The organism is Prosthecobacter fluviatilis (assembly GCF_055388355.1).
Genome location: NZ_AP043782.1, coordinates 5193683 through 5207893, shown reverse-complemented (window position 1 = coordinate 5207893; position 14211 = coordinate 5193683). Strand labels below are relative to the sequence as shown.

8 protein-coding genes are annotated in these 14211 nt (G+C 60.4%); 6 read left to right on the top strand and 2 right to left on the bottom strand.

Features of this window, described 5'->3' with window-relative positions; translation table 11 throughout:
- The first annotated feature begins 15 nt into the window (after positions 1 to 15).
- From ACZ5WW_RS20365 to ACZ5WW_RS20355, 3 genes are read left to right on the top strand one after another with little or no spacing between them, the layout of a single operon-like run.
- Complete coding sequence (locus tag ACZ5WW_RS20365; RefSeq protein WP_377162284.1) at positions 16 to 1227, top strand: M14-type cytosolic carboxypeptidase; 1212 nt, start codon at positions 16 to 18, stop codon at positions 1225 to 1227.
- Positions 1228 to 1253: 26 nt separating this feature from the next.
- Entirely contained in the window at positions 1254 to 2708 is a 1455-nt protein-coding gene (locus ACZ5WW_RS20360) for a DUF1501 domain-containing protein (RefSeq protein WP_377162282.1), read from the top strand.
- A gap of 57 nt (positions 2709 to 2765) precedes the next feature.
- The gene (locus ACZ5WW_RS20355; protein ID WP_377162280.1) at positions 2766 to 3710 is read left to right on the top strand and encodes a TraB/GumN family protein; all 945 of its coding nucleotides are present in this window, start codon (positions 2766 to 2768) and stop codon (positions 3708 to 3710) included.
- Positions 3711 to 3720: 10 nt separating this feature from the next.
- Here ACZ5WW_RS20355 and ACZ5WW_RS20350 read toward each other — a convergent pair whose 3' ends face one another.
- Positions 3721 to 4692, bottom strand: coding sequence for a KpsF/GutQ family sugar-phosphate isomerase (locus tag ACZ5WW_RS20350; protein ID WP_377162278.1), 972 nt, complete (start codon positions 4690 to 4692; stop codon positions 3721 to 3723).
- A 106-nt stretch (positions 4693 to 4798) separates the two neighbouring features.
- On the opposite strand from ACZ5WW_RS20350, the gene ACZ5WW_RS20345 reads away from it, so the two are divergent.
- A complete protein-coding gene (locus tag ACZ5WW_RS20345; RefSeq protein ID WP_377162276.1) occupies positions 4799 to 5827 on the top strand; it encodes a hypothetical protein in 1029 nt (342 codons plus the stop codon).
- A gap of 46 nt (positions 5828 to 5873) precedes the next feature.
- Here the strand turns inward: ACZ5WW_RS20345 and ACZ5WW_RS20340 are convergent, their stop codons facing one another.
- Positions 5874 to 6107 carry a ferredoxin gene (locus ACZ5WW_RS20340; protein ID WP_377162274.1) on the bottom strand — a complete coding sequence of 78 codons (234 nt, stop codon included), beginning with the start codon at positions 6105 to 6107 and terminating at the stop codon, positions 5874 to 5876.
- Between the two features lie 171 nt (positions 6108 to 6278).
- Between ACZ5WW_RS20340 and ACZ5WW_RS20335 the strand changes: the two genes are divergently transcribed.
- A complete protein-coding gene (locus ACZ5WW_RS20335) occupies positions 6279 to 13106 on the top strand; it encodes a hypothetical protein (protein WP_377162272.1) in 6828 nt (2275 codons plus the stop codon).
- A 53-nt stretch (positions 13107 to 13159) separates the two neighbouring features.
- Positions 13160 to 14209 (top strand): ComEC/Rec2 family competence protein, encoded by a 1050-nt coding sequence (locus tag ACZ5WW_RS20330; RefSeq protein ID WP_377162270.1) that lies wholly within the window; start codon positions 13160 to 13162, stop codon positions 14207 to 14209.
- Positions 14210 to 14211: the final 2 nt, after the last annotated feature.

The following is a 14211-nucleotide window of genomic DNA, read 5'->3' as shown; positions in this document are numbered from 1 at the left end:
CCGTTGTCTGCGCCTATGATGAAAGCATTTTCTATCTTGCTCATGGGCTCCGTGATCGCCCATGCAGAGCTACGAGTGGCGACTGACTTTGAGGGTGGAAATGCAGAGGTGGTGGTGCTGGATCAGGCTGCGGGGAGACTGCGCATCATGCCCGAGCTGCGTGAAGGGCGCGGTTGGCCCTGCTGGTGGTTCATGAGGCTGGATGGCACCAAGCCCGGGCAGGCGATCACGCTGGAGGTGCAGGCGCAGACGCGCCCCTTCCGCCCAGGCATGGTTTTGTCAGCTGCGTGGTGCCAGCCGGATCAGGCGGTGTTCAGCCACGACGGCAAGGTCTGGCAGCAGACGGCCAAGGTGGAGCGCACGGCAGAGAAAGTGGCCGTCTACCATGTGCAGACGGAAGGCCCCAGCGTCTGGCTGGCCTGGGGGCCGCCGTTTGTGCCAGCCACTGCTGAAGCGGTGCTGAGCGAGGCAAAGTCAGCGCTGGGAGATGAGGCAGAGCGTTTTGAGCTGGCTAAAACGCGCCTCGGCCGGCCAGTGAACGGCATACGCATCGGCAAAGCAGACGCACCGCGACAGGTGTGGGTGAATGCACGCCAGCATGCCTGGGAAGCTGGCGGTGCCTGGGTGGGGCGTGGTTTTGTGGAATGGCTTGCGAGCGCGGAGGCCAAAGATCTGCGCACACGCTGCTGCGTGCATTTCATTCCCATCATGGATGTGGACAATGTGGCCCTCGGTGCCGGCGGCAAGGAGGCGCTGCCGCAGGATCACAACCGAGACTGGTCGGACACACCGTTTCACCCTGAAGTGGCGGCGGCACAGAAGCGGATCACGGAGATCCAGGCCTCACGCGGTCTGGATGTGTTCATGGATCTGCACAATCCCAGCGCGGGGGACCGGGCGCCGTACTTTTTTGGGCCGTTTGGCTTTGAACGCATGACCGGCCTGCAAAGGGAAAACTACCAGCGGTGGATAGAGCTGGCGGCAGCCCATCTGTCCGGGCCGCTGAAGGTGGAGCCGAAGTACCGCTTTGCCACTTATGTAAAGACGGAGGAGGAACGCGGCCGCATGAGCAGCGGCTGGGCACGTGCGCATGGCGGAGAGGGAACCATCTCCATCACACTGGAGACGGCGTGGAACACGCCGGAGAGCACGATGGAAAACTACATGCTCGTGGGACGCCAGCTGGGGCGTGCGCTGAACGCCTATCTGAAAGAGCCCAGGCATTGAGGCCGATACCTCGCTGCACAGCCACCATGCACCCGCTCGACGCCAACCGCCTGCACCTGACCCGACGCTCCCTGTTTGGGAAGACGGCGCTGGGCATCGGCGGTGCTGCGCTGGGCACGCTGCTGACACGCGAAGGGCTCGCCGTGCAGGCTCCTGATGGCGCGGCCCCTGCGCTGCCGCATTTTGCGCCCAAGGCCAAGCGGGTGATCTATCTGCTGCAGAACGGCGCGCCATCGCATGTGGACCTGTTTGACCACAAGCCGATGCTCAAAAAGATGCATGGCACGCAGATCCCGGACAGCGTGGTGGCGGGCAAGCGCTTCAGCACGATGACCGGGGGACAGACCGCGCGCCCGCTGCTGGGCGAGATCACGCACTTCTCACGCCACGGGCAGAGCGGCGCCACGGTGAGTGATTTCCTGCCGCACACGGGGGCGATGGCGGATGAGCTGTGCTTCATCAAGTCGATGCACACGACGCAGGTGAATCATGCGCCGGCGATCACGTTTTTCATGACGGGCAGCGAACAGGCAGGGAGGCCGGCCATCGGCTCCTGGCTGAGCTACGGCCTGGGCAGCGATGCCGAGGACCTGCCTGCGTTTGTGGTGATGACCTCGCGCGACAAGGAGGCAAGCTGCGGCCAGATCTTCTATGACTTTTACTGGGGCAGCGGATTTCTGCCATCCAAGTACCAGGGCGTGAAATTTCGCGGCAGCGGGGATCCCGTTTTGTACCTGAGCAATCCCGAAGGGATGAGCCAGGCGGTCAAGCGCACCATCCTCGATGGCATTGCGGGACTGAACGAGATGAAGCTCAAAGACTTTGGAGATCCCGAGATCGCCACGCGCATGGCGCAATACGAGATGGCCAGCAAGATGCAGAGCAGTGTGCCGGAGCTGACCGATTTTTCCGACGAGCCCCAGCACATCCTGGACATGTACGGACCGGACGTGAAGCGTCAGGGCAGCTATGCCTACAACTGCCTGATGGCGCGGAGACTGGCGGAGCGAGGCGTGCGCTTTGTGCAGCTGATGCATGCCGGCTGGGACCAGCACCGGAACCTGAACACGCAGCTCAAGATCCAATGCACGGACACGGATGCCCCCAGCGCCGCGCTGGTGAAAGATCTGAAACAGCGCGGCCTGCTGGAGGACACCCTGGTCATCTGGGGCGGGGAATTTGGCCGCACGCCCTTTCTGCAGGGCAAGATCGAGGACACGAAACAGTGGGGGCGCGATCATCACCCCTATGTGTTCACGGCCTGGATGGCGGGAGGCGGTGTGAAGCCCGGCATGACCTACGGGGAGAGTGATGAATTTGGATTTAGCGTGGCGAAGGACGGGGTGCATGTGCACGACCTGCAGGCCACGCTGATGCATCTGCTAGGCATTGATCACGAACGCTTCACCTACCGCTTTCAGGGCCGCCAGTTTCGGCTCACGGACGTGCACGGCTCCGTGGTCAGGCAGATCCTGGCCTGAGCGATGCCCTCACATCCCGGTTGCATCCCCCTGCCGCCGCGTGTTTGGATCGTTGCGATGCTGCTTCTCCGACTCTTCCTTTCCCTTGCGCTTTGCGCCTGCGTCGTGGCCTGCAAACGCGAAGCGGTGAACGCCGCAGCGAAGAAGGATGCGGCGGCCTTTGTGGCCGATGGTGCCGGCGATGGCAGTGTGTGGGTGGTGGACGGCCCCAACGGCGGGCGCCTCTACCTCTGCGGGACGATCCACATCCTGCGTGAGCAGGACTACCCGCTGGCCCCAGCCTATGAAGCGGCGTACATGTACTCGAACAAACTGGTGCTGGAGCTGCCCCCGGGGGCGGCCTCAAGTGCGGAGCTGACAGGCCGGATGTCTCAGCTGGGCCAATACCCTGCCTCCAGCTCCCTGGAGGCCAATGTGAGCAAGGAAACCTGGCAGGCCGTACAAACATGGGCGGCCAAGCGCGGGCTGGACGCTTCCGCGCTGAACCGCTTCAAGCCATGGTTTGTCGCGCTGATGATCCCCTCGATCGAGTATGCCGCACTGGGGGCCAAGGCGGACAAAGGCGTGGACAACTTTTTTGAAGAGCGCGCCAAAAAGGACGGCAAGCCTGCGGAGGGCCTGGAGACGGTGGAGTTTCAAATCCAGCTCTTTGCCTCACTGAGTGAGAAGCAGCAGCGCGAGCTGCTGGAGCAGACGCTGGGTGAGGTGAGCTCGGTCAAAGAGGAGTTTGAGAAGATGATCAAAGCCTGGAAGTACGGCCAGCTGGATGAACTGAAGGAGATGCTTTTCCGGGAGGCGGAGAAGTACCCTGACCTGATGGATCTTTTCCTCTCGGCGCGGAATCTCTCCTGGATGGACCGTCTGGAGCAGATGCTCAAACGCGGCGAGAAGGTGATGGTGCTGGTGGGCACGGGCCACTTCACCTCAGACACAGGCCTGATCGAGCTGTTTCGCAAACGCGGCTACCGCGTGCGCCATTACCGCGATGTGACGGATTTTTAAGCCGTTCTCCTCACACCAGCCTCAGGCGGGTGAGATCCTGCGTGTCCACCATGCCCACCGGCCTGCCAGATTCATCCACCACGACAATGTCGTCGATGCGGTTTTTCTCCAGTGTGGCCAGGACCTCCGCGGCAAGCTTTCCGGCCTCGATGCTGACTGGCCGCGGTGTCATGAACTCGCGCACAGGCTTGTCCGCGATGGCATTGTTCTTCTGAAAAGCGCGGACGAAGTCACCATGAGTGAAGACTCCGGCGAGTGTGCCGTCCGGATTGGCCACGACGGCGGCCCCGCTGCGCGCACGGGTCATGGCCTGGAGCGCCTCACGGACGACGGTATCCGGCTGGATGACCGCAAGCTGATCGCCGCTACGCATGACATCACTGACGCGGGTGAGCAGGGCGCGCCCCAGCGAGCCACCCGGGTGAAGCCTGGCGAAATCTTCGGATTGAAAGCCCCGGGCTTCCAGCAAAGCCATGGCCAGGGCATCGCACAAGACGAGCATGGTGGTGGTGCTGGAGGTGGGGGCCAGATTGAGGGGGCAGGCCTCCTGGGTCACGTGAGTGTCGAGCACGACGTCTGCATTTCTGGCCAGCGTGGACTGCAAGCCTCCGGTAATGGCGATGATCGGGATGCCAAAGCGTTTCAAGTGCGGCAGCAGGTCCAGCAGTTCGGAGGTTTCGCCACTGTAGCTGAGCATGATGGCAAGATCTCCCTGATCAATGACACCGAGGTCCCCATGCAGGGCGTCTCCGACATCCAGCAAGACGGTGGTGGCCCCGGTGCTGTTGAGCGTCGCGGCGAGCTTTCGGCCGATGTTGCCGCTTTTGCCCACGCCACAGACGATCAGCTTGCCCCGGTGGCTTGTGCGGGCAAGCAGGAGCTCGATGGCCCGGGCGAAAGATTCGTCAATCCGGGCATGCAGCCGCTGCAATTCGTCGATTTCAAGCTGGATGACGCGGCGGGCTTTCTCGGGGTAATTCATGTACCGGTACTGTTAGGCGGGGACTGAGAAGCATCAACCAAGTGCTTGAGCAGGCGAGAATTCCCCGCCATGATTGGCCTGTTCCATCTGAATTGTTACTTAATCCATGCCTTCTGGTTCCATAGGTTCGCACCGCGCCTTCCTGGGTGTCAGCATCACGCTATGCGTCATCCTGTCGTTGACGCTTTATGTGGGGTGGACGTTTTATTTTTTCAACACCGCCAGCCGGAACAGCAAGATTGAAAAGGCCCAGATCGCTGAGAAGAAGGCCAAAGAACTGGAAAAGCTGGGAATCTCACTCGCGAAGCCGCATGCAGCAGCCCCAGCGCCAGCCCCGGTGATATTGCCCAAGATCCTGGCCGGCGGTGTGGATGCCGCTCCAGCAGCGGTCGCACCTGCCACAACTCCTGCCCAGCAGCCCAGCCAGCAGGAAGCTGTGAATCCCGCAGAATCGAGCGTGCAGCCGCTGCCTTTGCTCGAAACGAGCGATGAAGTCGTGCAGGCCGTGGCGCTGCTGGACCAATACTGGAAAACTGAATCGTGGAAGGACCGCATCCCACTGGTGGCCAATTCTGAAAGGGTGGCTCGTCTGATGAAGGACTACTACGAGACGCAGAAAGCCTCAGACCCCGTGCCAGGCGACCTGGTCAACAAGGCGCGTTATCAGATCGATGGCACTGAAATCCTCTACTTCAGCTATGCCAGCAACCGCCCAACCGGGACGCTGGAGATAGCCATGCTGCGTGGCCCGCAGGGGAAATTCCTGATCGACTGGGAAAGCTTGACCGGCTACGGCGAAATGTCGTTTCAGGAGTTCCGCAACAAGCGCCCGGCCAGCCCGGTGCTCATGCGCAGCTATGTGAGGCTGTTTGAGTACTACAACTACGAGTTTTCCAACTCCAGCAAGTACCTCTGCATCAAGCTGATCTCCGAGAATGGCGACAATTCCCTCTACGCCTACTGCGAACGCGGCAGCCAGCTGGCCCGATGGATCGAAACTGATCTAGCGGCCACAGGCCCTGCCGGATTCAAGGGCTACACCATGCTGATCTCTTTCCCGCCAAACGCACAGTCAAGCCAGTGTGTGCACCTGGACAAGGTGCTGGCCCAACGCTGGCTCAATCTGCAGAAATAACACACGCGCTCACCTGACGATGAGCGCTGTGACAGAGCGCGGCGTTTTATTCTCCGTCGCGACCGATCGCCTCCACAGGGCAGCCTGTGAGCGCTTCTTCGCAAAGGGCGCGCTCCTCGTCTGATTCTGGCTGCTTGTAGAGGAAGGAATGACCGCCGTCGTCGTCACGCTTGAAGTTTGCCGGAGCCGTTTCGCGGCAGAGGTCGCAGTCAATGCACTGGTCATCAACATAGTAAGCTCCGGGAGCGTTCTGGGCGTATTTGTTTGCTGCGTCGGCCATGGGGGTCTGGGAAAGTAAGGGGGAACAACAGTAGTTCCAGCCCCCTGGGTTTCAAACGGTTTTTTGCCTGCCCCTACCCGCACGGCCACACACATTGACAGAGTCTTTACAATAAAAGCTCGCCTCGACCGTGATGCTCGCCGCATTCTTCACTCCAACCCGCTTACGGCCATGAAATCGCTTGCTCTAGCTCTTCTTATCCCGCTTTCGGCCATAGCCGAAAATGAAATTGGCTTTGTTGAACGTTTTGCCCTCGCTGCCGACCGTGAAAAAGCCCTCGGCGAGCTGGTTCCGGGCTCGGAGGAATACTATTTTTTTCATGCTCTGCACTATCAGAATGTCCGCGACGGCACGAAGCTCAATCAAATCCTCGAGCAGTGGCGCGAACGTGTCCCGGATGAAAATGAGGCACGCCGCATCATCCTCAATCGCCAGGCCATCCTGGACTATGAACGAGATCCGCAGGGCACGCTGAAATACCTGATCGAGCGTCTGGACATCCGCCATGATCACCAGCGGCAGTTGCGTGACCCCAAACCCGACCTGCCCACTGAGCTGGATCAGGCGCGGATCCAGCGTGAGATATTCCTGCGTGACGCCATGCAGCATGACCGCAGTCTGGAGTCCCTGAGCGAGGACGCGCTGACGGCCCTCATTCGCGATCAGGTACCGCTGACAACCGATCAACGCCGTGGTGTTCTGAGCAGGCTCCAGCGCCCGGATGTGCCGAATCTGGTACAGGCCATTATTGCCGATCTGCAGGCGGACAAGGCGCGCAGCTTTGGCTCCCTGCCGATCCATAAGGCGCTGCTGCCCGAGCAGCTGGACGAACTGCTGAAGACCTTCCCGCACTGGCTGGGCCAGCAGGCCTTTGTTTACACCCGACTGCGGAAGATGGCCCCCTCCGCCGATGTGAACCTGGAATACGATGATGCGGAGCGAGAGGCGTGGCTGGAGCGTGTGTGGGCCTTTGCACAAAAGCTGCCGCCTTCCCAAAACACGCTCAAGGCCCGCATCCTGTACCAGCGTCTGGATCATGACCGCAAAAAGGGCGTGTATGACCGCGCACGCTTCAGCGAGTACCTGAAGCTGCCGCGCCAGCTCGACTACATCAACTACACCTACATCAAGGACATCAAGCCGGGAGAGATCTGCAACCTGAACGCGGATCTGGGTGAGGCGCTGCTGGTTTCGCCGCCCGTGAGCACGGACGAGCCGCTCGTGCGCGAGTACTTCCTGCATCTCTTTGCCGCCGAAGTCAAAGCGGAGGCCGACCCCAATGACGTGCTGGCGCAGTGGACGACCTACATCGCGGAAGAGTGGCTGACGCCGGTGCTGGCGGAGGCGCTGATCACCCACGGCATCGGCAGTCCGGAACGCTGGGCGTCTCTGCTGGAGCCAGCGGAATTTCAAAAGCTGAAGGAGCGTGTGGACATTGAGTTTCCAGCCACCAACAAGCCGCAGTTTCTGCCGGGAGATGACATCCAGTTTTACGTGACCGTCAAAAACACGCCCAAGCTGATCGTGAAGATTTTTGAGCTGAACACGCTGAACTTTTTCCAGACCCAGCAGCGCCAGCTGAACACCGACCTGAATCTGGACGGCCTGGTGGCCAACAGCGAGGAGACGCACACCTTTGAGGGCGGCCCCTTTCTGCGAAAGCGACAGACATTCAAGTTTCCGGCGCTCAAGGGCAAACGCGGAGCGTGGATCATCGAGTTCATCGGCGGCAGCCGCAGCAGCCGTGCCCTCATCCGCAGCGGGGAGTACCACCTCCTGCAGCAAACCGGCCCCGCCGGAGACCTGATCCTTGTGCTGGATGAAAAGAACCAGCCGGTCAACGATGCCGTGGCTTGGTTTGAGGGACGCAAGCTGACACGCCATGAAAAGCTGGGCCGCATCGTGATCCCATTCACCAGCCAGCCCGGGGGCAAAAACCTCATTATCGGAGACGCAGCCGGAACCTTTGCCACACTCGCCTCCTTTAATCATCATGCCGAGCAGTATGAGCTGGATGCGCAATTCCACATCGAGCGCGAGCAGCTTCTTTCCCGGCGCGAGGCCACTCTGGCGGTGCGCACCGCCCTGATGCTGGGAGAGGCTCAGCTTTCCCCGGGAATGCTGAGCGAGCCCAAGCTCGCCATCACCAGCACCACGCATGACGGCATTTCCACGACACGTGAGATCAAGGGGCTGAAGATGAGCGCCGACAGCGTCTTCACCCACAGGCTGACGGTGCCTGAACGGCTCGCCTCCCTCAGCGTCACCTTCAGCGCGCAGATCGAGGCGGTGAGTGAAGGCGGCAGCAAGAAAGAACTCACCGCCAGCCATACCTGGACGCTCAATGGCATCGACCAAACAGATGCCGTGAATGACGGGCACCTGAGCACCTTTGACGGCCAGCGGGTGTTTGAACTGCTGGGAAAAAATGGCGAGCCTGCAGCCGATCAGCAGGTGATCTTCACCTTTCGTCATCATGGATTCAGCCGCCCCCAGATCATCCCGCTTAGCACTGATGCAAAAGGCCGTGTGCAGCTGGGCAGGCTCGCGGGCATCGAGTCCGTGGCCGCCAAGATTCCGAACGAGCGAGAAACTGTCTGGCCGCTTACTGAGAGTGAGTGCACGCTGGCAGACGTGATTCATGCGAGAGAGGGCGAGGTGATACGTGTGCCCCTGCGAGACGTGAGCAGCCAGCCTGTTTCACTTCTGCTGCAGAGCGCGGGCACCTTTACCGAGGATCTCTCCAAGCAGCTCAAGGCAGAGAATGGCTTTCTCATCATGGAAGGTCTCAAGCCAGGAGACTACTCGCTGAGAACCGGCAAGCGGCTCATCACCGTCAAAGTGGCGCATGGAGACAGCATCGGCGGCTGGGTGGTGGGCAGGCACCGCCAGCTGGAACTGAAGGGCAACAACGCGCTGCAAATCACCAGCGTGGAAAGCGGCAAAGAATTCATCACCGTCAAGCTGGCCAACAGCAGCCCGTTTGCGCGTGTGCACTTTGCGGCATCGCGCTTTGACCCGGGCAGCGGCATCTTCGGCGGACTGGGCGGTTTCAGGCGTTTTGGAGCAGGGTCGGGCACTCCTGCGCGGAACCCGAACCTTTACTCCACCGAGCGTGAGATCGGAGATGAATACCGCTACATTCTCGAGCGCCGGTACGCGAAGATCTTTCCGGGGAACATGCTCACGCGGCCGGGGCTGCTGCTGAACCCATGGGAGATCAGCAGCACCGACCTCAACGAACTTTCCCAGCAGGCAGGACAGTCTGCGAGCACCACGCGCGGCGGAGCCGCAGGAGCCATCAACAACCCGATGCCCGCCCCTGCCAACAAGCCGCAGGAAGGAAAAGGCCCGCAGGGCGGCACGAACCTCGACTTTCTCGCCACATCCGCTCCGGTCATTTACAACCTGGTGCCGGACAAGGAAGGGGTGGTCCGCATCGAAAGGAAGGCGCTGGGAGACCGTCAGCATGTGCAGGTTTATGCCGAAGATCTGCACCATGCCTCCTGGCGCACGCTCACCCTGCCGGAGGCTCCCACAAAGTTTGCAGACCAGCGGCTGGCTAAAAACCTCGATCCCGCGAAGTCATTCACGGAAGAAAAAGAGATCAGCGTGCTGGAAACCGGCAAGACACTCGTCCTGACAGATGCGCAGACCGGCAAACTGGAGACTTACGACACACTCGGCAGCATTCACACGCTGTTCACCACGCTGAGCCATGACGAGCACCTGGCCGACTTTGCCTGGCTGCTGGACTGGCCCAAACTGAAGGAGGATGAGAAGCGCGAGAAGTACGGCGAATTCGCCTGCCACGAGCTCAACTTCTTTCTCCAGCGCAAGGACAAGACCTTCTTTGACGCGGTGGTGAAGCCCTACCTCGAGAACAAGAAGGACATGACTTTCATGGATGAGTTTCTCCTTGGCCGGGATCTCGCGCATCATCTGGAGCCCTGGGCCTATTCCCGGCTCAACATGGTCGAGCGCATTCTGCTGGCGCAAAAGATTGGAGGCGAAGCCCCCGCCACCGCCAGACATGCGCGCGAGCTGTGGGAAATGATTCCACCGAACCCTGAGCAGCGAGATTTCCTTTTTGAAACCGCCATGCGCGGACGCAGCCTGGAAAACAATGTGGGCCTGGGGGTGGGTTATGATGCAGCAGCCGCACCGGCGCCCGCTGCTCCGGCCGACATGCCTCCTATAGCCGCCATGGCGGCAGATCCTTTCGCGGCTGCCCCACCGGAACAGGCAGCCTCTGGCTACGGTGCTGCGCGGGATCCGGGCGTTGTGCGCCTGTTGCAGAAGATGAACTCGATCATTCTGCCCTCGGTGAGCTTTCAAAATACCTCGATCGAGGAAGCCATAGAGTACCTTCAGACGAAAAGCAGGGAACTCGACCGAAACCCCTCTTCAACGGGAGGAAGAGGGGTTCGTCTTGTGATTGCACCTACAGAGTTCAAGCTGAACGCGAGCATCAGCCTTGATCTCAAAGATGTGCCATTGTCCGAGGCCCTGAGGTATGTGACCGAACTGGCGCAGATGAAGTACAAGGTGGGACCTGATGCCGTTGTCATCGTTCCCCTGAGCGAGAACGCGATTGTAGGACGCTCAATGACAGTGCAGGAGTTGAACGGCATGGCGGGCTTCAAGGATGCAGAGAGACGGAATCTCGCGAAAAATCGCAGTGCCGCCACGGCGCTGCTGGTCACCAGCAGTGCCAATACCTACACAGGTGGAACCACCGTGACCGCCGGCACCATCGCGCTCTTTGACAAAACAACCGCCGATGACGTGCGCAAGGAGGTGCGTGCGCTGTTCCGTGCACTCGGCCCCACCAAGGAGTGGGCGGAGAACAACTACTACAAGCTGCGCATTGCGGACCAGAAAGGCAGCCTCATCAGCATCAACGGCTTCTGGCGTGACTACGCAGCCTGGGTGGCAGCGGGCTCGAAAGGTGGATTCGTCTCTCCGAATGTCGCCGAGGCCAGCAACAGCTTTGCCGAGATGATGCTGGCGCTGGCAGTGCTCGATCTGCCGTTTGAAGCTGTGAAGCACAGCACCAAGGCCGAAAACGGCATCTTTACCTTCACCGCAGGCGGCCCCTGCATCCTGTACCACAAGGAGATCAAAACCGCCGCTGCCGATGGGAACGCCCAGGGGCATCTGCTCGTGTCCCAGAGCTTTTTCCGGCAGGACGACCGCTACCGTCAGGAGGGGAACGAGAAGTTCGAAAAATACGTGACCACCGAATTCCTCACCGGCGTGACGTATGGGGCGAACATCGTTGTCACGAATCCCACCAGCAGTCCTGCGAAGGCCGTGGTACTGCTGCAAATCCCGCAGGGCGCGCTGCCCGTGCAGGGCAGCCAGACCACCAAGTCCACCCAGGTGAGGCTGGAGCCTTACACGACTCAAACCTTCGAGTATCACTTCTATTTCCCGTCCCCCCCTGCTCAACAAGGCATCAAGTATGCCCACTTCCCTGTCACGGTGACCACCCAGGCCGGTGCGGCGGCCGCGAAGCCGTTTGAGTTCCATGTGGTGTCCAAGCTGACCGAGGTGGACAAGACATCGTGGGATTATGTCTCGCAAGATGGAAGCGAGACTGATGTCTTCAGCTTCCTTGAACAGAACAACCTTGAAAGACTGGACCTGGAGCGTGTGGCCTGGCGCTGCCGTGCAAGCGCGGGCTTCTACCAGAAGCTCATCGCCTTCATGCGGGCGCATCATCTCAGGAGCGACACGATCTTTACGTACGCACTGCTCCACAATGACGAGGCCACGTTGCGGGAATGGCTGAAACAGCACTTTGGCGATGCATGCGGCCCGTATTTTTCCAGCAAGCTGCTCACGCTGGACCCCGTAGAGCGCCACAGCTATGAGCATCTGGAATATCTGCCGCTGGTCAACCAGCGGGCCCATCGTGTGGGCAATGAATGGAGGATTGCCAACACGGCACTGCTGACGCAGTACCACAAGCTGCTCGACATCCTGGCGCACAAACCCCAGCCTGCTGCCGCAGACGAACTGAGCGTGGTTTATTACCTCTTTTTGCAGGACCGTGTGGACGAGGCCCTGGTACGTCTGAAAGCCATCGATGCCAGCAAGCTGCCAACACGTCTCCAGCATGACTATCTCAAGTGCTACGCCGCCTTTTATGAAGGCGAACTGCCCACGGCACGCGGCCTGGCGGCCAGGCATGCAGACCATCCGGTGCCGCGCTGGAGGCAGCTTTTTTCGCAGGTGGCATCGCAGCTGGATGAAATCGAAGGCAAGGAAGCAAAGCCTGCAACTGATGGCAAACCTGACCGTGAAAAGCAGCAGTCCGCTCTTGCCAGCACGGAGCCGGGATTTGACCTGAAGATCGAGAACAAGACCATCTCCCTGACCTGGAAAAACCTCAGCGAAGTGACGCTGAACTACTACCTGATGGACCCGGAGTTCAGCTTCAGCAGCAATCCCTTTGTGAGCCAGGATGCCGGGCGCTTCAGCATCATCAAACCCAACCGGACAGCCACGCAGAAACTCCCCCCGAACGCGAGCACGCTCGAACTGGCTCTGCCGGGAGAATTCAACAAATCCAATGTGCTCGTGGAGGTGCTGGGAGCCGGACTGCGCAAGACGCAGGCCTATCACGCCAGCACGCTGAAGCTCGCGCTGACGGAAAACTACGGCCGCCTGGAAGCACGGGACGCCACGACGGACAAGCCGCTGCCGAAGACCTATGTCAAAGTGTATGCGCGGCTGGCCAATGGCACGGTGCGCTTCTTTAAAGACGGCTACACCGACCTGCGCGGCCGCTTTGACTATGCCAGCCTGAACGGACCTGACGGCGCTGCCAATCCGCTTTTGCCTCCCGTGTATGAGGCTCCGCCAGCGAACGGTCTCGACTACCAGATGCTCAAGCCCGCCGAACTGCCAGCGGTGGAAAAGCTGGCCATCCTCATCCTGAGCGACACCCACGGCGCCGCGGTGAAGGAAGTGCAGCCTCCGGGACAATGATTTGTCTTTGAGAGAACCGGCACCGTCAGCACGTGATCAGATCACCCTTCTGCATGAAATCCATCCTCGCCGCCCTGCTTGCCTGCTCCCTCACTCTTTCCGCGCGTGACAAGACGCTCGACATCTACTGGATCGACTCCGAAGGCGGCGGTTCGACGCTGCTGGTGACACCGGCCGGGGAGTCAGTACTCATCGACACGGGCAATCCAGGCGGGCGTGATCCGCAGCGCATTCAGAAGGTGGCAAAGGAGCAGGCAGGGCTGACACGGATTGATCACGTCATCATCACGCACTTTCACGCGGATCACTTTGGCGGGCTGGCCGAACTGACGGAGCTGATGCCCGTGGGCACGCTCTACGACAAAGGCATCCCCGAAGGCAGCCCGGATGGCAAGGCGCAGGACATGCGCTGGACGCTGACCAGCCGCCCGTATCGGGATGCCAAGGTGGAGAAGCGTGTCACACTGGCGGCGGGCGCCGTGGTGCCGCTGAAACAAACCGAGGGCAGCCCCAAGCTGACCCTGCGCTGCCTGGGTGCAAATCAGCAGTTCGCCGCCCCCTCCCCGGGCCAACCGGAGAATCCGCTGAAGGGCTCGGTACCGCCCAAGTCGGTGGACACGACGGATAATGCGAACAGCGTGGTGATGCTGCTGCAATTTGGTGATTTCAGGTTTTTCGACGGAGGCGACCTATCCTGGAATGTGGAGGAGAAGCTGGTGTCCCCTTTCAACCTCGTGGGCACCGTGGATCTGTATCAGGTGAATCATCATGGACTGGATGTGAGCAACAACCCCATGCTGATCCACAGCCTGCAGCCGACGGTTTCCGTGATGAACAACGGCCCGCGCAAGGGGACGAGCAAGTCTGCGATGGATGCGCTCAAAACCACACCGACCATTCAGGCGATGTATCAGGTGCATGAAAACATGCGCGATGACCATGAGAACACCGCGGACAAGAGCATGATCGCGAATCATGGTGATCTGGCCGAGGGCTGCGCGGCGCATCACATCCACTGCACGGTGAGTGCGGATGCGAAGAGCTACACGGTGATAGTACCTTCGCAGAAGCACAGCCGCAGCTTCCAGACTCGCTCAAAGTAGCG

Bases quoted from the DNA above. Each gene is read 5' to 3' on its own strand.
- ACZ5WW_RS20365 (WP_377162284.1), top strand. From the start codon at position 16: ATGATGAAAGCATTTTCTATCTTGCTCATGGGCTCCGTGATCGCCCAT.
- ACZ5WW_RS20360 (WP_377162282.1), top strand. From the start codon at position 1,254: ATGCACCCGCTCGACGCCAACCGCCTGCACCTGACCCGACGCTCCCTG.
- ACZ5WW_RS20355 (WP_377162280.1), top strand. From the start codon at position 2,766: ATGCTGCTTCTCCGACTCTTCCTTTCCCTTGCGCTTTGCGCCTGCGTC.
- ACZ5WW_RS20350 (WP_377162278.1), bottom strand. From the start codon at position 4,692: ATGAATTACCCCGAGAAAGCCCGCCGCGTCATCCAGCTTGAAATCGAC.
- ACZ5WW_RS20345 (WP_377162276.1), top strand. From the start codon at position 4,799: ATGCCTTCTGGTTCCATAGGTTCGCACCGCGCCTTCCTGGGTGTCAGC.
- ACZ5WW_RS20340 (WP_377162274.1), bottom strand. From the start codon at position 6,107: ATGGCCGACGCAGCAAACAAATACGCCCAGAACGCTCCCGGAGCTTAC.
- ACZ5WW_RS20335 (WP_377162272.1), top strand. From the start codon at position 6,279: ATGAAATCGCTTGCTCTAGCTCTTCTTATCCCGCTTTCGGCCATAGCC.
- ACZ5WW_RS20330 (WP_377162270.1), top strand. From the start codon at position 13,160: ATGAAATCCATCCTCGCCGCCCTGCTTGCCTGCTCCCTCACTCTTTCC.